Origin of the sequence: Micromonospora sp. WMMC273 (assembly GCF_027460285.1) — a bacterium.
GTDB classification, from domain to species: Bacteria; Actinomycetota; Actinomycetes; order Mycobacteriales; family Micromonosporaceae; genus Micromonospora; species Micromonospora aurantiaca.
In genome coordinates this window covers 315961-337325 of record NZ_JAPZBE010000001.1, presented here as the reverse complement: position 1 = coordinate 337325, position 21365 = coordinate 315961, and the positions used below count along the sequence as shown (strand labels likewise).

At 73.2% G+C, this 21365-nt stretch carries 25 protein-coding genes, 1 tRNA gene and 1 pseudogene; 13 read left to right on the top strand and 14 right to left on the bottom strand.

Translation table 11 applies throughout. From position 1 onward, the window contains the following. The first annotated feature begins 26 nt into the window (after positions 1 to 26). Complete coding sequence (gene rox / locus O7611_RS01755) at positions 27 to 1454, top strand: rifampin monooxygenase (protein ID WP_194798692.1); 1428 nt, start codon at positions 27 to 29, stop codon at positions 1452 to 1454. A gap of 25 nt (positions 1455 to 1479) precedes the next feature. Here the strand turns inward: rox and O7611_RS01750 are convergent, their stop codons facing one another. Further along, positions 1480 to 2229 (bottom strand): hypothetical protein, encoded by a 750-nt coding sequence (locus O7611_RS01750; RefSeq protein WP_269696089.1) that lies wholly within the window; start codon positions 2227 to 2229, stop codon positions 1480 to 1482. A 137-nt stretch (positions 2230 to 2366) separates the two neighbouring features. Here O7611_RS01750 and O7611_RS01745 point away from each other — a divergent pair, with 137 nt between their 5' ends. The 6 genes from O7611_RS01745 to O7611_RS01720 all read left to right on the top strand — a co-directional run bounded on the left by O7611_RS01745 (position 2367) and on the right by O7611_RS01720 (position 6495). Beyond that, positions 2367 to 2993 carry a DUF1963 domain-containing protein gene (locus tag O7611_RS01745; RefSeq protein WP_269696088.1) on the top strand — a complete coding sequence of 209 codons (627 nt, stop codon included), beginning with the start codon at positions 2367 to 2369 and terminating at the stop codon, positions 2991 to 2993. 27 nt (positions 2994 to 3020) lie between these two features. Continuing rightward, entirely contained in the window at positions 3021 to 3368 is a 348-nt protein-coding gene (locus O7611_RS01740; RefSeq protein ID WP_013473924.1) for an ArsR/SmtB family transcription factor, read from the top strand. Continuing rightward, a complete protein-coding gene (locus tag O7611_RS01735) occupies positions 3365 to 3844 on the top strand; it encodes an SRPBCC family protein (protein ID WP_194798695.1) in 480 nt (159 codons plus the stop codon). Before O7611_RS01740 ends, O7611_RS01735 begins: the two co-directional genes overlap by 4 nt. Before the next feature lie 162 nt (positions 3845 to 4006). Beyond that, the gene (locus O7611_RS01730) at positions 4007 to 4735 is read left to right on the top strand and encodes a methyltransferase domain-containing protein (RefSeq protein WP_269696087.1); all 729 of its coding nucleotides are present in this window, start codon (positions 4007 to 4009) and stop codon (positions 4733 to 4735) included. Positions 4736 to 5042: 307 nt separating this feature from the next. Next, positions 5043 to 5690: a DUF6461 domain-containing protein gene (locus tag O7611_RS01725; RefSeq protein ID WP_269696086.1), complete on the top strand. Its 648-nt coding sequence runs from the start codon at positions 5043 to 5045 to the stop codon at positions 5688 to 5690. 109 nt (positions 5691 to 5799) lie between these two features. Further along, a complete protein-coding gene (locus tag O7611_RS01720; RefSeq protein ID WP_194798698.1) occupies positions 5800 to 6495 on the top strand; it encodes a proteasome protein in 696 nt (231 codons plus the stop codon). 134 nt (positions 6496 to 6629) lie between these two features. Here O7611_RS01720 and O7611_RS01715 read toward each other — a convergent pair whose 3' ends face one another. The 7 genes from O7611_RS01715 to O7611_RS01685 form a co-directional block, all read right to left on the bottom strand. Further along, positions 6630 to 7217 carry an adenylate kinase family protein gene (locus O7611_RS01715; RefSeq protein ID WP_194798699.1) on the bottom strand — a complete coding sequence of 196 codons (588 nt, stop codon included), beginning with the start codon at positions 7215 to 7217 and terminating at the stop codon, positions 6630 to 6632. A 119-nt stretch (positions 7218 to 7336) separates the two neighbouring features. Then, positions 7337 to 7410: transfer RNA gene (locus O7611_RS01710), tRNA-Ala, on the bottom strand. A gap of 180 nt (positions 7411 to 7590) precedes the next feature. Next, entirely contained in the window at positions 7591 to 8373 is a 783-nt protein-coding gene (sepX, locus tag O7611_RS01705; protein ID WP_269696085.1) for a divisome protein SepX/GlpR, read from the bottom strand. Positions 8374 to 8542: 169 nt separating this feature from the next. Next, entirely contained in the window at positions 8543 to 9184 is a 642-nt protein-coding gene (locus tag O7611_RS01700) for a GNAT family N-acetyltransferase (RefSeq protein ID WP_269696084.1), read from the bottom strand. Between the two features lie 52 nt (positions 9185 to 9236). Next, positions 9237 to 10550 (bottom strand): molybdopterin molybdotransferase MoeA, encoded by a 1314-nt coding sequence (locus O7611_RS01695; protein WP_194798702.1) that lies wholly within the window; start codon positions 10548 to 10550, stop codon positions 9237 to 9239. Continuing rightward, positions 10547 to 11536 carry a UTP--glucose-1-phosphate uridylyltransferase gene (locus tag O7611_RS01690; protein ID WP_194798703.1) on the bottom strand — a complete coding sequence of 330 codons (990 nt, stop codon included), beginning with the start codon at positions 11534 to 11536 and terminating at the stop codon, positions 10547 to 10549. Before O7611_RS01690 ends, O7611_RS01695 begins: the two co-directional genes overlap by 4 nt. A gap of 9 nt (positions 11537 to 11545) precedes the next feature. Then, on the bottom strand, positions 11546 to 13732 hold the full coding sequence (locus O7611_RS01685; RefSeq protein WP_269696083.1) for a GGDEF domain-containing protein: 2187 nt from the start codon (positions 13730 to 13732) through the stop codon (positions 11546 to 11548). 82 nt (positions 13733 to 13814) lie between these two features. Between O7611_RS01685 and O7611_RS01680 the strand changes: the two genes are divergently transcribed. Together O7611_RS01680 and O7611_RS01675 are read left to right on the top strand one after the other, a co-directional pair. Beyond that, a complete protein-coding gene (locus O7611_RS01680; protein WP_370584815.1) occupies positions 13815 to 14462 on the top strand; it encodes a 5-formyltetrahydrofolate cyclo-ligase in 648 nt (215 codons plus the stop codon). 27 nt (positions 14463 to 14489) lie between these two features. Next, positions 14490 to 14666 (top strand): annotated as a pseudogene (locus O7611_RS01675) (FmdB family zinc ribbon protein); the annotation flags it as partial. 14 nt (positions 14667 to 14680) lie between these two features. Here O7611_RS01675 and O7611_RS01670 read toward each other — a convergent pair. Continuing rightward, complete coding sequence (locus O7611_RS01670; RefSeq protein WP_228531435.1) at positions 14681 to 14902, bottom strand: hypothetical protein; 222 nt, start codon at positions 14900 to 14902, stop codon at positions 14681 to 14683. Positions 14903 to 15180: 278 nt separating this feature from the next. On the opposite strand from O7611_RS01670, the gene O7611_RS01665 reads away from it, so the two are divergent. Continuing rightward, positions 15181 to 15684, top strand: coding sequence for a flagellar biosynthesis protein FlgA (locus O7611_RS01665; protein ID WP_228531247.1), 504 nt, complete (start codon positions 15181 to 15183; stop codon positions 15682 to 15684). A gap of 32 nt (positions 15685 to 15716) precedes the next feature. Here O7611_RS01665 and O7611_RS01660 read toward each other — a convergent pair whose 3' ends face one another. Beyond that, positions 15717 to 15893 carry a hypothetical protein gene (locus O7611_RS01660; protein ID WP_194798979.1) on the bottom strand — a complete coding sequence of 59 codons (177 nt, stop codon included), beginning with the start codon at positions 15891 to 15893 and terminating at the stop codon, positions 15717 to 15719. Between the two features lie 186 nt (positions 15894 to 16079). On the opposite strand from O7611_RS01660, the gene O7611_RS01655 reads away from it, so the two are divergent. Next, positions 16080 to 16856 carry a hypothetical protein gene (locus O7611_RS01655; RefSeq protein ID WP_194798706.1) on the top strand — a complete coding sequence of 259 codons (777 nt, stop codon included), beginning with the start codon at positions 16080 to 16082 and terminating at the stop codon, positions 16854 to 16856. Between the two features lie 9 nt (positions 16857 to 16865). Here the strand turns inward: O7611_RS01655 and O7611_RS01650 are convergent, their stop codons facing one another. Next, positions 16866 to 17348, bottom strand: coding sequence for a DUF2231 domain-containing protein (locus O7611_RS01650; RefSeq protein WP_194798707.1), 483 nt, complete (start codon positions 17346 to 17348; stop codon positions 16866 to 16868). A 161-nt stretch (positions 17349 to 17509) separates the two neighbouring features. Here O7611_RS01650 and O7611_RS01645 point away from each other — a divergent pair, with 161 nt between their 5' ends. Next, positions 17510 to 17938 (top strand): Fur family transcriptional regulator, encoded by a 429-nt coding sequence (locus tag O7611_RS01645; protein WP_194798708.1) that lies wholly within the window; start codon positions 17510 to 17512, stop codon positions 17936 to 17938. 81 nt (positions 17939 to 18019) lie between these two features. Continuing rightward, entirely contained in the window at positions 18020 to 18871 is an 852-nt protein-coding gene (locus O7611_RS01640) for an oxygenase MpaB family protein (protein ID WP_194798709.1), read from the top strand. A 13-nt stretch (positions 18872 to 18884) separates the two neighbouring features. Here the strand turns inward: O7611_RS01640 and O7611_RS01635 are convergent, their stop codons facing one another. From O7611_RS01635 to O7611_RS01625, 3 genes are all read right to left on the bottom strand, one after another. Then, on the bottom strand, positions 18885 to 19718 hold the full coding sequence (locus O7611_RS01635) for a RecB family exonuclease (RefSeq protein ID WP_228531357.1): 834 nt from the start codon (positions 19716 to 19718) through the stop codon (positions 18885 to 18887). 124 nt (positions 19719 to 19842) lie between these two features. Further along, a complete protein-coding gene (locus tag O7611_RS01630; RefSeq protein ID WP_013283903.1) occupies positions 19843 to 20457 on the bottom strand; it encodes a MarC family protein in 615 nt (204 codons plus the stop codon). 31 nt (positions 20458 to 20488) lie between these two features. Then, positions 20489 to 21355, bottom strand: coding sequence for a PHP domain-containing protein (locus O7611_RS01625; RefSeq protein ID WP_194798711.1), 867 nt, complete (start codon positions 21353 to 21355; stop codon positions 20489 to 20491). Between the last annotated feature and the right edge of the window lie 10 nt (positions 21356 to 21365).

Here is a 21365-nt window from a genome sequence, read left to right as displayed (position 1 = left end):
CCTGACACTCGGCACGGGGGATCGGTGTGTTCGACGTGATCGTGGTCGGCGGTGGGCCGACCGGCATGATGCTGGCGAGCGAGCTGCGCCTTCAGGGCGTCGGCGTGCTCGTGCTGGAGCGCGACGCCGAGCCGCCGCCGTACGTGCGCTCGCTCGGGCTGCACGTCCGCAGCATCGAGGTGATGGACCAGCGCGGGCTGCTGGAGCGGTTCCTGGAACACGGCGGCAAACACCCGATCCGGGGCTTCTTCGCCGGCATCGACAAACCCGCGCCCGCCGACCTGGACACCGCCCACCCGTACGTCCTCGGCATCCCGCAGACGCTCACCGACCGGCTGCTCGCCGACCACGCCGCCGAGGCCGGCGCCGAGATCCGGCGCGGCAGTGCGGTCACCGGGCTGGAGCAGGACGACGACGGCGTGACGGTCCACCTCGACGACGCGAGCGTGCCGCCGCTGCGGGCGCGGTTCGCCGTCGGCTGCGACGGCGGGCGCAGCACCGTCCGCAAGCTGCTCGGCGTCGGCTTCCCCGGCGAGCCGTCGACGATCGACACGCTGCTCGGCGAGATGGAGGTGACAGCGCCGCCGGACGAGATCACCGCGATCATGACCGAGGTACGCCGCACCGAGAAGCGGTTCGGGCTCGGACCGACCGGGAAGCCCGGCGTGTTCCGGGTGGTCGTACCGGCTGCCGACGTCACGTCGGTGCCGCCGACACTCGACGACTTCAAACGGCAACTTACCGCGTACGCGGGCACCGACTTCGGCGTGCACTCCCCCCGCTGGCTGTCCCGGTTCGGCGACGCGACCCGCCTGGCCGAGCACTACCGGGTCGGGCGGGTCTTCCTGGCCGGCGACGCCGCGCACGTCCACCCGCCGCTCGGCGGGCAGGGGCTCAACCTGGGCATCCAGGACGCGTTCAACCTGGGCTGGAAGCTGGCGGCGACGGTGAACGGCTGGGCGCCGGACGGCCTGCTCGACACCTACGAGACCGAGCGGCGCCCGGTCGCGGCTGACGTGCTGACGAACACCCGCGCGCAGATGCTGCTGACCACGAACGAGCCCGGACCGCAGGCCGTGCGGGAGGTGCTGACGCAGCTCATGGACTTCGACGAGGTCAACCGCTTCCTGATCGAGAAGGTCACCGCGATCGGCGTCCGGTACGACGTCGGCGAGGGGCACGCCCTACTCGGGCGGCGGCTGCGCGACGTACCGCTGCCGCAGGGACGCCTGTACGAGCTGATGCGTACCGGCGGCGGGTTGTTGCTGGACGGGACCGGGAAGCTGTCGGTGGACGGCTGGGCCGACCGGGTCGGGCACGTCGCCGGCACCGGCGACGAGCTGGACGTGCCGGCGGCGTTGTTGCGGCCGGACGGCCACGTGGTCTGGGTGGGTGACGATCAGCCGACGCTGGAGGATGCGCTGACCAGATGGTTCGGTGGCACGACGAGGTGAGCTGCCGCCGGACGCCCGAGGGCGTTCAGGGTCCGGTCGTCTGGTAGCTGCGCAGCGCGGCTTCGGCGAGCCGGGTGAGGTGAGCGTCGCCGCCGGGCTCGTTACCCTGCTCGTGAACGACCACCAGGGTGGTGCCGATCCGGACGAGGCTGCTGTCCCATTCCAGGGTGATCGATCCGGAGGTCGTGCTGGAGTCGACGCGCATGCTCTCGTCGCCCAGTCGCGGCCCCGGTACCACCGCGAAACGGTAGCTGCCTCCGTCCTGGTTCGGTGACGCGACGGCAGGGCACCGGCCGATGAGCGTCCGCAGGTCCGCCATCGCCTCTCGGGCGCTGTCGTCGGCGTACGTCCTGAGCACTTCGCTCGCCACCCACGAGTAGTCGAGGCCCTCGGCAGAGCTGACTGTGGCGGCGGCCATCGCCGACGGAGTACCGGTCAGCCGGTTGGCCGACAACAGCGGAATCATGTCCGTACAGGGCATCTCGGGCCCGGGACGCTGCCGGCCCGCGTCCGGAGCCATGACGGTCGCGATCTCCACAGTGAATCCTGGTGGCAGCGCGTCAGTGGTCACCAGCCGCGCCGACAGTGCCGCGGAGTAGCCGGCGCCGCCGGTCGCCGGAATCGCGGACGGCTTCCCGGTGGTGGGCGTGCCGTTCGCCCGGGCCGTGGAGGGGACGGCTCCGCCCGTCGAACGATCCGCTGGATCGGCAGTCGAGGGTCCGCACGCCGCCACCACGCAGACCACGCCCGCCGCGCCCAACCACCGCAGCACCATCCTGAGCACCGGGCAGACTCCATCCGTCGTACGGGAGGCGTCAGGCTACCAACGGACGTGACTCCAGTCGGCCGCCCGGCTGCGGGCCGACTTCCGGACGGGCCCGGGCGCATCCGCGCCCCCCTATGCTGCGCCGCGTGACGATTCTGATGATCTACAACGGCGACACGGCGCCAGACGCGCCCGGCACGCGTACCGGTGGTGTTCCGCTCGTGCCCGCGGGCTTCGACTGGCCATTGTGCGGCGAGTGCGACGGGCCGATGCACTTCCTGGCCCAGGTCCGGCTCGACGACATCGACGCGACCGACGCCGCGCTCTTGTCGATCTTCATGTGCCAGAACGATCCGGGCCTGTGCGACGAGTGGGATGCGACAGCCGGCGGCAATCGCGCGTTCGTCTTCCCTTCCGGGGCGCTGGCTCCGTCTGCCGTGCCCTCGGGTGACACCGTCCTGGCCGCCGAGACGTCCGCCGTCACGTACGTGCCGATGCAGGACTCCGACGGCTACGACGAGGCGCGCGAGCGGTGGCGCAGTGAGTCCGGCCGACCGCTGCGAGACGTCCTCGGGCAACTCGGCGGACTGCCGGCGTGGCTCCAGTTCGACCAGACGCCCGCCTGTCCCGCCTGCGCTCTGCCCATGTCGTTCGTCGTCCAACTCGAGGAAGGCCACGATCACCGCACCGGCTTCAACTTCGGTGGCGGTGGCTGCGGGTACGGATTCCGCTGCCGGCCGTGCTCGACGGCGGCGTTCCTGTGGCAACAGTGACCTGCTTTCCAGGCTTGACGAACGCCAATGGTAAGTCGTAGCTTACCGTTCGTGGGGACTTACCGAACCGAGGACGGGTGGGACGCCCTGGGCGACCCGACGCGGCGGGCGATCATCGCGTGTCTGGCGGAGCAGCCGCGGGCGGTCGGCGAACTGGCCGCGGTGCTGCCGGTCAGCCGGCCGGCGGTGTCGCAGCATCTGCGGGTGCTGAAGGACGCCGGCCTCGTGACGGACCGCACGGCGGGCACGAAGCGTGTCTACCGGCTCAATCCCGCCGGCGTGGCCGCCCTACGAGATCAGCTCGACACCTACTGGAGCCGCGCGTTGGACGGCTTCAAGGACGTCGCCGAGCGCCCTGACGAGGAGGAATCATGAGTGGAACGGATGCGGTGGTGCGGCGGCAGATCGTGGTCGACGCGCCGGTGGAGCGCGCCTTCGCGGTGTTCACGGAGCGGTTCGGCGACTTCAAGCCGAAGGAGCACAACCTGCTGTCGTCGCCGATCGCGGAGACGGTGTTCGAGGCGAAGGTCGGTGGACACATCTACGACCGCGCCGAGGACGGCAGTGAGTGCGCCTGGGCGCGGATCCTCGTCTTCGAACCGCCGGACCGGCTCGTCTTCAGCTGGGACATCAGCCCGGCATGGCAGCTCGAACAGGATCTGGAGAATGCCAGCGAGGTCGAGGTCCGGTTCGTCGCCGAGACACCGCAGCGCACCCGGGTCGAGTTGGAGCACCGCAACCTGGACCGGCACGGTCCGGGCTGGGAGTCGGTTCGTGACGGCGTCGGCCACGACGAGGGCTGGCCGCTGTACCTGAACCGCTACGCCGACCTGTTCACCGAGGCCGGATAGCGCCGAGCCCGGGCGGCACGGTGCACCAGGAGCACGGGCTGATCCACCTCACGATGCACCCCACGCCGTTGCCGCGACAGCCGACGGCGGCGCAATAGGCTCCGGATCGTGCACGGATTCACCGACGTCGACCGGCAGTCAGACCCGGACTCGTGGGTCGGCGTGCTCGACCGCCTCGCCGACGAGCCCTTCTACCAGGCGTATCAGCATCGGGTCCGCGAGCTGCTCCATCCGGCGCCCACCCGGCGCTACGTCGAGGTCGGTGCGGGCACCGGGGCGAGTGCGGTCCGCATCCGAGACGAACACGACGCCGGCGTGGTGACGGTGGACCGCGCCGTGACCATGACTGCCGCCATGCAGGCGCGCGGCTTGACGCAATGCGCCGTCGCCGACGCCCACCGGCTGCCGTTTCTCGACGACTCCTTCGACGGCGCCTGGTCCGACCGCACGGTGCAACACCTCGCCGATCCCCACGCCGCGATCGGGGAACTCGTCAGGGTCGTCCGGCCGGGTGGCCGCATCGTCCTCGCGGACCCCGACTACGACACGCAGGTGCTCGACATCACCGACCAGGATCTGGCGCGACGTGTGCTGCGGTTCCGGGCCGACGTCCTCCTCCGCAACGGCACCCTGGCCCACCAGCACGCCGGCATTCTCGCCACGCTCGGTCTGGCCGACATCACCGTCGAGCCCCGCACACTGCTGGTTCGCGACCCGGCCGCCGCCGACAACGTTCTGGGCCTGCGCAGCTGGGCTGCCACAGCGGCTCAGCGCGGCGTACTCGAACCCGCCGAAGCTCGCGCGTTCGAAGACGGGTTCGACGAGGCCGTCGAGGCAGGCCGGTTCACGTACGCGGTCACGTTCTTCCTCACCGCGGCCATCGTCACCTGAGACGGAAGCACTGGCAGACTGCCGCCATGCCGTCCGAACCGCGGTCGTGGACCATCAAGCACTTCTCGCAGGCCAACCCAGTGGGCCCGGGCCAGGACAGCGTGCCGGCGTTACTACGCCGCATCGCCGACAGCATCGGACAGCGGCCGGGCATCGAGGTCCAGGACGTTCCACGAGCCGTCACGGTAACGCACCCGGTGGCAGCGCCGAAAGCTCGAGAGGGCACTGAAGCGCGCCTCGGGCTCAGGTCGGACCTGCTCTGATGGCGGTCACCAGGAGTGTCGGTGGCGCCTGCGAAGATCCGGACGTGAGCGCTACCGCGTCGGACTACGCCTGGTTGACTGACCGCTTCCCGGGCCTCCTGGAGGCCTACTGTTTGACGCTGGTCGAAGGACTGACGCCGGGCAAGCTGCTGGACAGACTCGGCGCGCGGCAGGAGTCCCGGGTGCGAGGTGCTGCCGAGCTGCTGGATCCCGCGTACGACGCGTGGGAGGACCACGACGGTGAACGGGCGTTCGTCGGCGTGACCGCTGTCGGTGACTGGGCACTCGCCGTCGAACCCAACGGCTACCTCGGCACCCTCGACGAGGTGATCGTCCCGCTCTCCCGAGGCACTCGGCTGGTGTCCCACTTCCGCAACGTCAACGCGGTCGATCACTTCTTCTGGCTCGACGACGGAGTCCTCCGGCTGCATTTCGAGCCGTTGTTTCCTGCCCACCGGGACGGCAGCGACCCCGACGGCCTGGTGGAGGTGATGCGGCAGGTCGGTTTCGACCTCAGCGAGGACGACGACGCCGACTACACGGTCCACACCGAGGCGGCGTTCGCCCTCGCTGAGCACCTCACCGGGGTCCGGCTGACTCCTGAGTTCCTGGAGTCGGCGACCTACGTGTGCGGCACTGCCCCAATACCTGGGAGAGCAGCTGCCGTCCGCGAGTCCCCACCTGCGGGCTGAGAGGGCCTCCCGTCCGGGGCAGTGAGCGGGCCGACACCTGACGGGGTGTAGGCAGGCGGGGCGTCGGGTACCTCGCGCCCAACCCCGCACCCCTGCCCAGGAGGACCATATGACCGTCGTACTCGCCGTTGTCTGCAAAGACGGGGTGGTGATCGGCGCCGACTCCCAGATCACCGAGAGCGACCGCGGTCTGAGCTTCCCCGCCCAGAAGCTGCACCCGCTGGGCGACTGCGCCGCCTGGGGCGGCAGCGGCGCACGGGGAGTGCTCAACGACCTGCGCCCCCTTCTCCAGGACTCGGCCACCGCCATCCTCGAGGCACCCGACATCGGCGACGAGTTGCAGGAACGCGTCCTGCCCGTCTTCAAGAAGCACTACGAGAACTACATCCCGGACGTACCCGGCGAGGGCAGCGGCGGCGGGGTGTCGGCGTACCTGCTCGCGGCCGGCTTCAGCCAGGGCGGACCGTGGATCGTAGAGATCAACCCCAACGGGCTCATCGGCCGCTACGAGGACGTGGGTTTCCACGCCATCGGCTCCGGCGCGCCCATGGCCCAGCAGGCCGGCGCGCTGCTGTCCCACTTCCGGATGACCACGCGCACCGTCGAGTACGGCGTGGTGGGCGTGGTACGGGTGCTGGAGGCCCTGGAGCGGACCTCGCCGTCGGTCGGCGGCCCGTTCAGCGTCGCGTGCATCCGCGAGGAGGGCGCCCACCATCTCGACGAGAAGGAGATCGCCAAGGCGCTGAAGGACGCCGAGCGCTGGCGCGACCTTGAGCAGAAGGCGCTCGACGGCCTGTTCGACTGACGGCGGGCGTGTCGGGCGGCCGGGTCCGTAACGCCGGCGGAGCAACGGCCGCGCGTGCCCAGGTGGTGGCGCGTGCGGCCCGTCCAGGGTTGCCCTGACAACGTGCGGACGTCGCCTGGCCTACCTGCTCGATCTCACGGGCCGCATTGGCCTTGGGAGGCGATGGGGATCATTCTGGCTGCTACGTCTTCGAAATCGCCGAAGCCGCTGACGGTCCGCAGCAGGCCACGCGCCCGGTAGTAGGCGCGCAACGGCTCGATCTGTGCTTGGTGGTTCTCCTGCGCGTTCGCGTACGTGCGCAGGAGTTGCCGGCGTCGCACAGCGACCTGGGGATCGAGTTCCATCCGTCGTTCCACCCGGCGCTGGATCGCGAGGTGGAGTTGGTCGTCGGTCAGGACGAGTTCGATCACTGTGTCGGGTACATGGCCGCCCCGCGCCAGCAACTCGGCCTGACGGATCTTGCGAGGGAAGCCGTACAGCACCCAGCCACCGTCGACGTCCGCTAGCGCGCCGGCGACGGCTCTGACCATCAGCTCATCGGTGACGAGCTGTCCGGCCCGCATATGACCGTTCGCCTCTTCGCCCAACGGAGTCTTCTGCTGCACGTGCCGGCGGAAGACATTGCCTGCGCTGACGACCTGCAGGCCGAGGGCGTCTGCCAGAGCCGACGCAGCGGAGGCCAGGTCGACGAGCGGTCCGGCGATGAGGGCCACGTTGGGCATCTGTGCTCCCGAGGTGTACGCCGAAGTGCCAAGCTGGCAGTACGACGTGCTTCCGGCGGGCCGGGCCGTACGAGATCGAAAAGGCCGCTTCCACCACGGGAAACGGCCTTTGAACTGGGTGGAGCTGAGGGGATTTGAACCCCTGACCCCCTCGATGCGAACGAGGTGCGCTACCGGTCTGCGCCACAGCCCCTCCGCCGGCGAACCAGCGTCGGTCCCACCCGGCTTTCACCGGGCGGGCCGACGACAAGGCTAACAGGTCGCGCCCCCACGACGCGAACCGCCCCGCCGCCCCGTAGATCTTGGAAGGAAAAGGCCCTCGGAAGGGCCCAAACCTTCCAAGATCGCCACCAGCGAAGCGCCGGCACGGCGGTCAGGCACCTCGGCCGGACTGGTAGGGGCGTCCGCGCAGGCCGCCCGCCCGCCGATAGGACACCGAGCCGCCGCTCGCCGCCGGTGGCAGGTCCGCGGGACGGTCCAGCCCCATCGCCGTACGCCGGACCGCCTCGCGCTGGGCGGCCAGCCGGCGCTGCGCCTCCCGCCGGGCCGCCGCGCGCCGGGCCTGCTCGCGGCGTACCTCGGCCTGGCGGGCGGCCAGCCAGGCCGCCTCGCGGGCGTCCGCACGCCGCCGTCGGCGCTCGGCCAGGGCACGCTGCCGCAGGTGTACGACGTACGCGACGAGCAGCGTGCCGGTGACCGAGACGCTGATCCAGAACCCGGGTCCGACGAGCACCACGCCGCCCAGCTCGACCAGGTTGAGCAGCAGCAGCGCGGCCAGCACCCGGCGCCGGCGGTAGATCGCCGGGGTGTGCCGTCGGCGGGGCGGGTGCCGTCGGCGGGACTGGGCCGGCACCGCGGAGACGGGCCGGAGCCGCCCGGAGCGCCGGCGCAGCGGTGGCGCGGAGACCGGACGGGCAAGACTACCCGTGTCGGAGTCTTCACTGAGGGTCACGACGAGGGAGCGCGGCGGGTGCAGCGGTCGTCGCCCGGGCACGGTGCGCCGTCGACGCCGGCGCTGGAGCACCCGGGCCGTCGACTGCGCCCGCTCCGCCACCAGCCGCTCGGTGGCGTCGTACCGGCGGACCAGCGCCGGAGCGAGGGCGAGCAGACCGGCGGCGGCGAGGACGGCGAGGAGCACCGACGTGGGCACCCTCACCCCTCCCGTCACCAAAGTTCGAGGCGAGCGCCGCACCGCCGCAACTTCTTCCGTCGACCGTCGTTTACGGCGCACTTCGTGCGGGCGGGCAGCGCTTGCCACAGCTTGCAGTTACTTGAGGTTACGGGCCGCCGACCCGGTTCACAGTGCGCCGCGCCGGGCGTGTGCCTCAGCGGCGGTTGTCACGTACGCGGTGCCACCGCGCCAGCAAGCCGCCCTCGGCTACTACTTCCTCGCCCGTCATCGCATATCCGATGTGGTCTCGCCACGCGCCGTCGATGTGCATGTAGCGCACGTGATAGGCCTCCTCGCGGAAGCCGAGTTTCTCCACCACCCGCCGGGACGGCGTGTTCTCCGGCCGGATGTTCACCTCGATCCGGTGCAGCCCGCCCGGCCCGAACGCGTGGTCCACGGCGAGCGCCACAGCGGTCGGGATCACGCCACGACCGGCCACCCGGGAGTCCACCCAGTAGCCCACGTACCCGGAGCAGAACGCCCGCCGCACGATGCTGCCCACGTTCACGTGGCCGACCAGCCGCTCCTGCCCGTCCTCGCGCAGGCAGACGGCGAACGGCATGCCCTCACCGGTACGCGCGGACTTGCGCTGGTCGGCGTGCACCAGGCGGAACGCTGCGGGCGAGTTCGTCTCGTACCAGCCGCCGGGCACATGGGACTCCCACGGCGCCAGCCACTCCCGGTTCGCCCGCCGGATCTCCGACCAGGCGGTGGCGTCCGAACGCCGGTACGGCCGCAGCACCACCGGACCGTCCACCAGCACCGCCGGCCACCCCGGCGCCCGCCGGAACCTCACCGAGCCGGCCCTTCGCTCGCGACTGCGGGGCTCGCAAGCTCACTCCTCGCGCTCACCGGCGCCGGTCCAGCAGGAGAACATCCACGGTAGACCCGGCAGCGGCGGTGGTGACCCGCTCGCCGAGCACCAGCAGGCCGTTCGCGTCGGACAGGCCGGAGAGCGTGTACGGGCCACCGGCGAGCGGCTGGACCGTGTACCCGCCGCCGCGCCGCTCGGCCACGTGCGCGGGCCGGAACTCGCGCAGCCCCACCGGGGACGAGACCGTCTCCAGCAGGTGTGCGCGGACGCTCGGCCGGAACACCGGCTCGGCGCCGGCCAGCAGCTGGATGGCCGGGCGGGCCAGCACCTCGAAGCCGATCAGCGCCGCGCCGGGCTCACCGGGAAGACACACCACCGGCACCTCCTCGGCGCCGACCGTACCGAACCCGAGGGCCGTTCCGGGATAGAGGGCCACCTCTGTGAAGGTGACCGGCCCGGCCCGGCCGCCGTCGCGGCGGGACAGGATGCGGCGGACCATGTCGCCGGGGCCGGTGCCGGTGCCGCCCGTCGTGATGATCAGATCGGCGCGCAGCGTCTGGTCCTCCAGCAGGCCGCGCAGCGCCTCCGGGTCGTCGTCGCAGATCCCCACCCGGTACGCGAGCGCGCCCGCCTCGGCCGCCGCCGCGGTCAGCGCGTGCGAGTTGGTGTCCACCACCTGCCCGGGCTGGCTGCCCCGGCCCACGTCCACCAGTTCGTCGCCGGTCGCCACGATCACCACGCGCGGGCTGGGCCGCACCACCACGTGCCCGATGCCGGTGGCGGCGAACACCGCTACCAGGGCCGGTGAGACGTACGCGCCGGCGCGGGCGAGCAGCGTGCCGGCGGCCAGTTCCTCCCCGGCGCGGCGCAGGCCGTACCCCCGTTTGGGGGCGCGGAAGATCTCGACGGCGGCCATGCCCTGGTCGGTCCACTCCACCGGGACGACCACGTCCGCGCCGATCGGCAGCGGCGCGCCCGCCGCCACCGAGAAGCAGGAGCCGGGGGTGAGCCGGACCGGCCGCCAGCTCGCCGCGCCCAGGTCACCCACCACGTTGAGGCGGATGCTGCGGCCGCCGGGCATACCGGAGGGGGCCGGGACATAGCCCGGCCCCCGACTCCCACCGGAGATGTCCTCCCAGCGCGCGGCGTACCCGTCCACCGCCGCCTGGTCGAAGGCGGGGTACGAGTGCGGGGCGACCACGTCCTCGGCGAGCACGTTGCCGTACGCCTGGGTCAGGTCGAGGTCGAGTGGAGGCAGCGCGCGTAACCTGCGCAGCACACTGCCCAGGTAGTCGGCGAGCGGCGTCAACTCGTTCGCGGCCGCCTCGGCGTCGGCCGTCGCGGTCATGTATCGGCACCGCCGGACGCGTCGCGGATGCCGTTGAGGACGGCTGCGGTGACTGTCTCGTCACCGTTGTTGACGAACTCGGTCAGCCACTTGCGGAACTCGGCGCCCAGGTCGTCCCGCTCGGCGGCGATCTGCACGACGGTCTGGAGGTAGCCGAGCGGCATGCCGGTGTCGTAACGGGTGCCCCGGTAGACGATGGCGTGCACCGGCACCCCCTCGGTACGCAGCAGCTCCATCGCGTCGGTCAGCTGGATCTCGCCGCCGCTGCCCGGCTGGGTACGCCGGATCGCGTCGAAGATCTTCCCGGGGAGCACGTACCGGCCGAGGACGGCGAGGTTGCTGGGGGCGTCGGCCGGGTTGGGCTTCTCCACCATGCCGGTGACCTTGACGACCTCGGCGATGTCGGCGTATTCCGACTCGGCCGGCTCGACCGACGCGATGCCGTAGCGGCTGGTCTCGGCCGGGTCGACCTCGAAGAACGCGAGCACCACGCCGCCGGTGCGGGCCTGGAGTTCCAGCATGGCCGGCAGCAGCGGCTCGGAGGGCTTGACGAACTCGTCGCCGAGCAGCACCGCGAAGGGCGCGTCGCCGACGTGCGACTCGGCGTACCCGACGGCGTGGCCGAGGCCGAGCTGTTCCGGCTGGCGGACCGTGTAGATCGCGGCGAGTTCCTCGGTGCGCTTGACCTCGGCCAGCAGCTCGGGCTTCTTGGCGAGCCGTTCCTCCAGGTCGGGCCGGCGGTCGAAGTGGTCCACCATCGAGGTCTTGCCGCGACCGGTGATCAGCAGGATGTCGTCGATACCGGCCTGGGCGGCCTCCTCGACGATGTACTGCAACACCGGCCGGTCCACGACCGGCAGCAGTTCCTTGGGAACCGCCTTGGTGGCCGGCAGGAACCGGGTGGCCAGGCCGGCGGCCGGGATCACGGCCTTGACCGCGCGGGAGCGACCGGGGGTCGCTGAGGGGTTCGCTGAGTGCTCCGACATGTCGCGAGACTATCGGCCACGGCTCTGCCGCGGCGGGTGAGGACCGGAAGACGCGCCGCCCTGGACGGTGCCCGCCGGATCCGCCGCGCCGGCCCGGGGCAGCCCGTCCGGCGGGCCGGCACCGGCGGCCACCACCGGGATCTCCTGGGTGGGCACCGGATCGGGCGCCGGGGCGAGCCGGTAGCCGTCGCGTCCGGCGGCCTTCGCCGCGTACAACGCGTCGTCGGCGGCGTCGAGCACCTGCTGGCCGCCGGCGGCGTGGTCCGGGTAGACGGCGATGCCGATGGAGACGGTCACCGGCACCCGCACCGGCTCGTCGCCGCTCCCCTCGACGGTCACCGGCTGGTCGCGTACCACCGCGCCGAGCCGCTCGGCGACGATCGTGGCGCCCCGGGCGTCGGTCTCCGGCAGCAGCACCACGAACTCCTCGCCGCCCTGCCGGAACGCCAGGTCCACCTCGCGGATCACGCCGCGTACCCGGCGGGCGAACTCGACCAGCACGGCGTCCCCGGCGGCGTGGCCCCAGGTGTCGTTGACGTTCTTGAACCGGTCCAGGTCGAGCGCGAGGACGCTGAGCATCCGGCCGAACCGGTTCGCCCGCTCCACCTCACGGCGGATCGACTCACGCAGGTAGCGGTAGTTCCACAGCCCGGTCAGCGGGTCGGTGAGGGAGAGCCGCTGCGCCTCCTCGTGCACCCGGACGTTCTCCACCGCGACCGCCGCGTGCCCGGCGAACGTCCGCAGCGTCACCACGTCGTCGTCGTGGAACCCGTGCCCGCCGAGCCGGTCGTAGAGCACGAGTACGCCGAGCGCCGCGCAGGCCGAGCCGGACGGGTCGCCGTCGGCGGGCGGGTGGCCGGGCCGGTCCGGGCCGCGCGACTCGGTGCCGCCGGGGGTGGCGAACGGCACCGCCACGTACGTCTCGCAGGTCGGCTCCCCGGTCGGCGTGTCCGGCGGCGCCCACCGTCCGCGCAGCGGTTCGCCGGTGGCGGCCACCGCTCCCAGCACCCCGGCGCCGACCGCGACCCGCAGCGTCGCCGGGTCGGCCGGGTCGCTCGTCGGCCAGCGCCCGGTCAGCCCTTCCACGCACCGGCCGACGAGGACGCCGTCGCCGTCGACGAGCAGCACCGCGCCGGCCCGGGCGCCGGTGGCGGCGATCGCGCTGTCCAGGATCACCCGCAGGATGCGTTGCAGGTCGTGCGTGCTGGCAAGCGTGTCACCGAGCACCGCGAGGTGGTTGCGGAGCTGGTCACGGCTGCTGGTCAGCGCCGTCACGTAGGTGCCGGTCTCCCGGGTCATCCGGTTGAACGCGCTTGCGAGCCGCCCGATCTCGTCGCGGCTGCGCACCGGCACCCGGGCGCTCAGGTCGCCGCGCGCCACCCGGTCCACCGCGCCGGCCAGCTCACCCAGCGGCCGGGTGGTCACCCGGGCCAGCCGCCAGGCCGCCAGCACGGCGAGCAGGGCGGCGAGCGCGACGGCGGCGATCAGCGCCCCGTACAGGCCGGGCGCACGCTCCCCCGGCACCGACAGCACCAGTGGGAGCGGCTGACCGGGAGACGGGCCGACCCGCCGCACGTACCGGCCGTCGCCGGTGCCTGTCACCCGGTTCCCGTCCGCCTTGCCGGCGGCGGCCAGCACCGCTGCGCGTACCCCCTGGTCCTCGGTCGTGTGGGTGATGCCGCCGGGGTCGTCGAGGGTGACCCCGACGCCGGTCACGGCGGCGAGCCGCGCCACGAAGGCCCGGTCGACGGGCTGGGCGGCGGCGACCGCGCCCAGGTCGGTGCCGGCCGGGTCGCGGAGCCGGACCTGGGCGGAGAGCGCCGCGACGCCGGTGGCGGGCGCGCCGGCGCAGTCCTGCCAGCGCCCGGCCGGCCCGTTCGGCGTGGTGTAGGTGGTGCGGCCGGCGGCGTCGGCGATCAGCACGGCGGCGGCCAGGCCCCGGGCGACCACCTGGTCGGCCGCACGCGACCGGACGACCGGGTCGCCGACCAGCGCGACCGCGTCGGCGGCCGCGCGGAGTTGCTGGCAGAGCGCGTCGATCGAGGTACGGACACCGGCCGCGGCCAGGCCCAGCCGTTCGGTGGCACGGCTGCGGTCGACGGCGCTGAGCGTGGCCCCGACGAAGAACGCGCCGAGCAGGACGGGGCCGAGGACCACCGCGAGGAAAGCCGCCGTCAACCGCCCGCGTAGCGTCAATCTTCCCCCCGGAAGTTCCGCTCCCTTGGTGCGATGCTGACACAGAGCGACCATTAGGCAAGCGTTGCGTCAGGAGTGTTGCGTGCCGGAATTTTCGGATGAAGCGCACGATGCGAAGCGGGAGATGCGCATCGCGCTACTCGCCGCGCGCCGGTCGCTGTCCGCGGCCGAACGCGCGGTGGCGGCGGCCGCCGTCCAGGCCGAGCTGGTGACGTTGGTACGCCGGCTGCGGCCGGCCAGGATGAGCGCGTACGTGCCGGTCGCCTCCGAGCCCGGCGGGCACGACCTGCCGGACGTGCTGCTCGCCGCGCTGCCGCCCGACGCCGAGCTGCTGCTGCCGGTGCTGCGCGAGGACCTGGATCTGGACTGGGCCCGGTACACCGGCCCGGAGTTGTTGCGCGCCGCCGGCCGGGGCCTGCGCGAGCCGACCGCACCGCCCCGGGGGCGGACCGCGGTGGCCGGAGCCGCCCTGGTCGTGGTGCCGGCGGTGGCGGTGGACCGCCGGGGCATCCGGCTGGGCCGGGGCGGCGGCTCGTACGACCGCGCGCTGGCCCGGGTGCCCGCCACGGTGCCGACGGTGGCGCTGCTGCACGACGGCGAGCTGGTGGAGGCGGTGCCCGCCCTGCCGCACGACCGTCCGGTGCACTGTGTGATCACTCCGGCGGACGGGCTGGTGGCGGTCCCGGGTGTGGGCCCGGGCGCTTCCGCTGGACGAACCCGGGGGTCATGACGCACCATTGGCACTCGAAGACCACGAGTGCCAGAAGGCCGTGCCGAAGATCCGGAGGAGAACGTGCCCACGTACCAGTACGCCTGCACCGCGTGCGGCCACCAGCTCGAGGCGGTGCAGTCCTTCTCGGACGAGCCGCTGACCGAGTGCCCGGCGTGTGAGGGGCGGCTGCGAAAGCTCTTCAACTCGGTGGGCATCGTGTTCAAGGGCTCCGGCTTCTACCGCACGGACTCCCGTTCGTCCGGGTCCGACAACGGCTCCTCGACCACGAGCAAGCCGGCCAAGTCCGAGTCGTCCTCGTCCGGGTCGTCGGACTCCTCGTCCTCGTCGTCCGGCTCGTCTTCCTCGTCCGGATCGCCTTCTTCGTCCGGTTCCGGGTCGACGGCGAGCAAGGCACCGGCGGCGTCCAGCTCGTCCTGACCCGCTCTCGCACGCGACACGTGGCCGTTCCCGCTCGGGGGCGGCCACGTTCCGTTCGCGGCGGATGCTCGCCAGCTCGGCGAGGTTGCTGCGTCGGCCGGTGGCGGATGCTCGCCAGCTCGGCGAGGTTGCTGCATCCGCCGGTCCGGAAGCAGCAACCTCCCCGAGCTGGCGGTCCCGGCCGCACCGGGCCTCCGCGCTGGTCCCGGGGAACGGTTTTCCACAAGCGGGCGGGTTATCCACAGGGGCGGGCGGTGGGGCGGCGGGAGCCGGGAGGCCGGGCCTAGCCTGCGGTCGGATGGTTGACCGGCGGCGGGAGGCAGCGGTGGCGGATCGCGAGACGACGTTGCGTCCGGTCCGCTGGCGCGGGCTGCCCCGGCGCCGGACACTGCTGCGGGTGACGCTCGTCGCGGTGCTGCTGGGGCTGGCCGCCGCGGTGCTGCAGACGCCGCCGTCCTGCCCACCACCCCGCGTCCTGCCGGCCACCTCGGCGACGGCGTCGCCGTCCGGCGGCATCCCCGCGCTGCCGGCCGGTGCGGTCGGCGTACCGATCCGGCTGGCCGAACCGGCCGCCCTCGCGGTGCTGCGCCCGGGTGCCCGGGTCGACCTGCTCGTCGTGCCGGCCGGCGGTACGCCCGACCCCACGCTGCTGGCTCCACGCGCCCTGGTGCTCGACGTGGTCGGCGCCACCGGGGCGGTCGACGGCTCCTCGGCGCTCTACCTGGCGCTGCCGCCGGAGCAGGCCCGGCGGGCGATCGGTCTGCCGGAAGGCAGCCGCTTCGCCGTGGTGGTACGCGGCTGACGCGAGCCGGCGAGCAGCCCGCCGCGGCGCGATCAGCCCCAGTGTGGGGGACGCTCGGCGAGCAGCCAGTCGTCGTTGCCGCCGGGGCGCTCGCCCCAGCCACGGTCGGTGTCGTCGCTGGTCTGCTCGGGCAGCACCACGAAGTCGTCGCTGAGGTCGACCACGCGGTCGTCGTCGTCGCGCGGTGTCCGGATGGCGGGTTCGGTCACGATCAGCAACGATACCGCCGTACAGGCCGCCGGTTCGATTCCCGGGACCGGTCGGATCGTCCCGAGCCCTGCCGTACCGGGCCGGGAGCCGTCGGAACGTCAAACACCGGGCGCGACGGGCCGGGGTGACGGTGATCGACGCGTCGGGCGGCCGACCGGCCCGGGGCGTTGGTAGCGTCGGACGGCGTGACGACGCCGAGCGGTGGCAGCCCCGACGACGAGACCTGGCGACGCCCGGACCAACCGGCACCCGCCGGGGAGAACGCCCCCGGGGCGGTCCCCCGGGACAGCGCGGACGCCCGCCCGGCCGGTCCCGGATCTCGGCCGGGTGACACCGGCGGGGCCCATGAACCGGACCGCACCGCCGAACCGGACCGCACCGACGTTCCGCCCGGGACCGCCGGGCAGCCCGAGCCGGCCTCCCTCGCGGCGGAGCCGGCCGCCCCCACAGCAGAGCCGGACGCCCTTCCGGCAGAGCCGGCCGTCGCCGAGGGCGTCGAGACGACCGGAGCAGCCGCCGACAACCCCGAGGCGGCCGGGAACGCCAGCCCCTGGTCGCGCGAGGCGGCCACCGAGAGCCCGTGGGCCCGGCCGGAGGCGGCAGGCGGCTGGACGGTGGCCGGCGGCGCGTGGCCGGGCACGAGCGGTGCCGGCCCGGCCGCCGTTGGCCCACAGTTCGGGGGCGGCGCGCCCGCCGGCCCGCAGTTCGGGGGTGGCGCGCCCGCCGGTGGCCCGCCGCCCTCGGGGTACGCGGGACCGCCGCCGAGCACGCCTCCGCCGCCCGGCTGGCGGCCACCGGTACACGTACAGCCGTCACCGCCCCGCCGGCTCCCGCCGCAGGACATGGCCGCGATGGACCAGGCGGAGCAGCGCGCGCAGCGGCTCACCTACGGCATCGGGGCGGCCGTGGCGGTGGTGCTGGTGCTGCTCACCTGCCTGCTGTGCTCGCGGGTGCTGTTCTGACCGCAGCGGTCAGACCACGCCGTCCCAGACCACCTTGGCGCCGCTGTCCCCGGTCAGGTAGACGTACACGAGCGCGAAGACCGCGAGCACCGCCACCACGACGGTGAGCACCACCGGGAGCCAGCGGGGCAGGTTCCGGCCCGCGACGAAGCGGCTCGTCGACAGCACCAGCAGCAGCGCCGCGACGCCGAGCCCGAGCGCGTACCAGAACAGCGTGTCGCCGTACGACGCGTGCTCGCTGATCTGCTGGAGCCGGTCCGGCGGGTAGCCCTTCGCGCGCAGGACCCCCTCCAACTCCTCACCGGACTCGGTCGCCACGAAGGCGAGGATCGGGGTGACCACGGCGAGCGCCGCGACCGCCCAGTCGAGGCGGGGGCGCCAGCGGGGCAGCACCCCGTACGCGACGGCGAGCAGTGCCAGCAGCGGCACCAGCACCACCACCGCGTGGATGACGAGCACGTGGACCGGCAGACCGTTGATTTCCCTGAACACCGACACCTCCGGCGAGTGGGTGGTTTGGCGCGCTCAGCGTACGGCGTGAGGCCGTCTTCCTCGATACACGAACGCGTGGCGGTGCCGGTTCACCTGTGGCCCCGGCCACGGGTGAACAACGTTCGCTTGTCGGCCCGCCTGCCCCGTGCTGTCATGGATCCATGTCCACAGGTGAGGAGCTGCTCCGGTCGAGGGGCCTACGGGTCACCCGGCCGCGTCTCGCCGTGCTGGACGTGCTCTCCGCCGGCGGTCACCTGGAGGTCGACGAGATCACCCGGCGGGTACGCCGACGGATCGACTCGGTCTCCACCCAGGCCGTCTACGACGTGCTCGGCGCCCTGTCCCGGGCCGGCCTGTCCCGCCGGATCGAGCCGGCCGGCAGTCCCGCGCGATACGAGGCCCGGGTCGGCGACAACCACCACCACGTGGTGTGTCGGGGCTGCGGCGAGATCGCCGACGTGGACTGCGCTGTCGGCAGCGCCCCCTGCCTGGACCCGAACGTGGCACACGGCTTCGAGCTGGACGAGGCGGAAGTGACCTTCTGGGGCCTCTGCCCGGCCTGCCAGTCCCGCCGCTCCGCCGACGACTGACAGCCACACCGAGGACGCCCGCACCCACGACTGGCGGCCGCACCGAGGACGCCCGGCGACGGCGCGTGGCACTCTTGATCGGTGGACACCGAAGACCTCGGCCTCTTCGGTCCGGGATCGGTCACGTGGAAGGTGCACGAGGAACCGATCCTGATCGTCGCCGGCCTGCGCTCGCTCTACCTCCAGGCGCTGCACCCGCGCGCGATGGCCGGCGTCGCACAGAACAGCAACTACCGCACCGACGCCTGGGGCCGGCTGGTCCGCACGGCGAACTACGTGGGGACGACGATCTACGGCACCACCGCCGAGGCGGAGGCGGCCGGGCGACGACTGCGAACGCGGCACGCCCGGATGCGCGCCACCGACCCGTTCACCGGTGCGGAGTTCCGCATCGACGAGCCGGAGCTGCTGCGCTGGGTGCACGTCACCGAGGTCGAGTCGTTCGTGAGCACCGCCCGGCGGGCCGGGCTGGCGCTCACCGACGACGAGGTGGACGGCTACTACACCGAGCAGCGCCGGTCGGCGGCCCTGGTCGGGCTGGACCCGGACGACGTGCCGGGTACCGCCGCCGAGGTGGCGGACTACTACCGGGACGTACGCCCGCAGTTGCGGATGACCCGGGAGGCGGCCGAGACGGCGGTGTTCCTGACCGCGCCGCCGATCCCGTGGAAGCTCAGCCTGCCGGCGCGGGTCGGACTGAACCTGGGGCCGCCGCGCTGGGCGTACTTCGGGATCGCCGCCACCGCGCTGGGGATGCTGCCGCCGTGGGCGTTGCGGCTCTACGGCGGGCTGGGCCTGCCCACCACCGCTCTGTCGGCGGACCTGAGCGCGCGGGCGCTGCGACTGGCGCTGGCCGCGGTGCCCCGGCGCTACCGGGAGGGCCCGTTGCAGCAGGCCGCCAAGGAACGCGCCGCCCGCCTGACCGCGGCCTGACGGCGTCCCACGCTCACTCCGCGTCGGCGAACCGCTCGACCGCCGACCAGGGGTCCTTGCCGGGGGTCTGCGCGCCGGTCGGGCACGTACGCCGGTAGTCGCACCAGCCGCACCGCGGGCCCGGCTCGGCCGGGAACGCCGCGTCGGGGTCGGTGCCGTCGGCCACCGCGCGCTCGGCGGCCATGATGTCGCGGGCGGTGTCCTCGGCGCGGGTGAGCTGCCGGTGCAGGGACTCCGGCGTGTGCTCGTGCGCGGCGACGGTGCCGGTGGGCAGGTGGTGCAGCTCGACCCGGCGGCACGGCTTGCGGAACACCCGCTCGGCCGCGTACGCGTAGAGCGCGAGCGCCTGCGAGCCGCGCGCGTCGTCGGCGTCGAGCCCGGTGCGGCCGGTCTTGTAGTCGACGATGACCAGCTCGGGCCGCCCGTCCGGGCCGGGACGCGAGTCGATCCGGTCGGTGCGGCCGTTGAACGCGAGCACCGCGGTCTTGACCGCGACCACCCGTTCCACGCCGACCGGCTCGTCGGCCGGGTCGAGGCCCGCCACGTAGCTCTCCAGCCAGGTCAGCGCCCGCCGGAAGGCGTCGCGCTCCTGCTCGTCGTCGCGGTAGCCCTCGCGGACCCAGGTGCCCTTGAGCAGGGTGCCGAGCACCTCGGGGCGGCGGCGGTCGGGGGCCAGCGCGTACCAGTTCTTCAGCGCGGTGTGGACGCTCGCGCCGAGCGAGTTGTGCGCCCACGGCGGGCCCTTGGGCGGCGCGGGCCGGTCGACGTAGGCGTAGCGGTAGCGGCGGGGACAGTCCGCGTACGCGCCGAGCTTGCTCGGTGTGCAGACGAACAGGCGCTCCGGCATGCCCTCGAAACCGAGCTGCTCGGACTGCTCGGCGCGGGGTCGGGGAGCCCGGGAGCCACTGGCTGCTGACTGTCGTCGCACCCGGAGAATCCTGCCATCCGGGTACGACACCGGACGAGCCCGCTCAGGCGTTGTTGAGGTACTGGGTCACGAACGCGGCGATCGCGTCGGCGATGAGCTGCACGGCGATGGCGGCCAGCAGCAGACCGGCGATCCGGGTCAGCACCTCGATGCCGCCGGGGCGCAGCACCTTGACGATGCCGCCGGAGAAGCGCAGCACCACCCAGACGGTGACCATCACCGCGACGATGGCGAGCCCGATGGCGAGGTAGTCGACGGCGCCGCCGGCCTGCTGCACGAACAGCATGGTGGCCACGATGGCGCCCGGCCCGGCCAGCAGCGGGGTGCCGAGCGGCACCAGCGCGATGTTCGAGGTGACCTGGTTGCTCGGGTCGTCCGCCTTGCCGGTCAGCAGCTCCAGCGCGACCAGGATCAGCAGCAGGCCGCCCGCCGCCTGGAGGGCGGGCAGGTCGACGTGCAGGTACGCCAGGATCGTCTGCCCCGCCACCGCGAAGATCACGATGACCCCGAGCGCCAGCGCCACGGCCTGCCAGGCGGCCCGGTTCCGGTCGCGCGCGGGCAGCGGCCCGGTCAGCGCGAGGAAGATGGGCATCATTCCGGGCGGGTCGACGATCACCAGCAGGGTCACGAAGACCTCGCCGAAGAGCTTGAGATCCACGCGGACACGGTAGCCGTGCCGTCGGATCGCTTCAGCTCGAAGCGACAGGGGTCACCCCGCGGGCCAGCGCGACGATCCGCTCGTACGCCTCGGGCCCTGTGGTGTGCGCGCCGAGCCGCACGGTCTTGTGCGTGCCGTGGAAGTCGGACGAGCCGGTGACCAGCAGTCCCAGGTCGGCGGCGAGCCCGCGGACGTGCTCCCGCTCGGCCCGGTCGTGGTCCTCGTGGTCTGCCTCCAGCCCGGCCAGGCCGGCCGCCGCCAGGTCCGCGATCAGCTCGTCCGGCACGATCCGGCCGCGCCGGCTGGCCTTCGGGTGGGCGAAGACGGGCACGCCGCCGGCCGCCCGCACCAGCGCCACCGCCTGGAACACCTCGATGTCGTCCTTGGGCAGCCGGTACCGCTCGCCGAGCCAGTCCGGCCCGAACGCCTCGGTGGTGGTGGCGACCAGACCGGCCCGGATCAGCGCCTGCGCGATGTGCGGGCGGCCGACGGTGCCGCCGCCCGCACCGGTCAGGATCTCCGTCCAGCTCACCGGGATGCCGTCGGCCTGGAGCAGCCGGACGATGCGCTCGCCACGTTCCTCGCGGGCCCGGCGGACCCGGGCCAGTTCCGCGGCCAGGTGTGGCTCGGCCGGGTCGAACAGGTACGCGAGCAGGTGCAGCGGGATCGCCGGTTCGGCGCCGAACCACCGGCAGGAGATCTCCGCGCCGCGGATCAGGGTGAGCCCGGGCGGCAGGGCGGCGACGGCGGGCGCCCAGCCGGCGGTGGTGTCGTGGTCGGTGAGTGCCACCACGTCGAGCCCGGCGTCGGCGGCGGCCCGGACCAGCTCGGCGGGGGTCAGGGTGCCGTCGCTGGCGGTGGAGTGGGTGTGCAGGTCGATGCGGGCGGGGACGCTCACCCGTCCGACG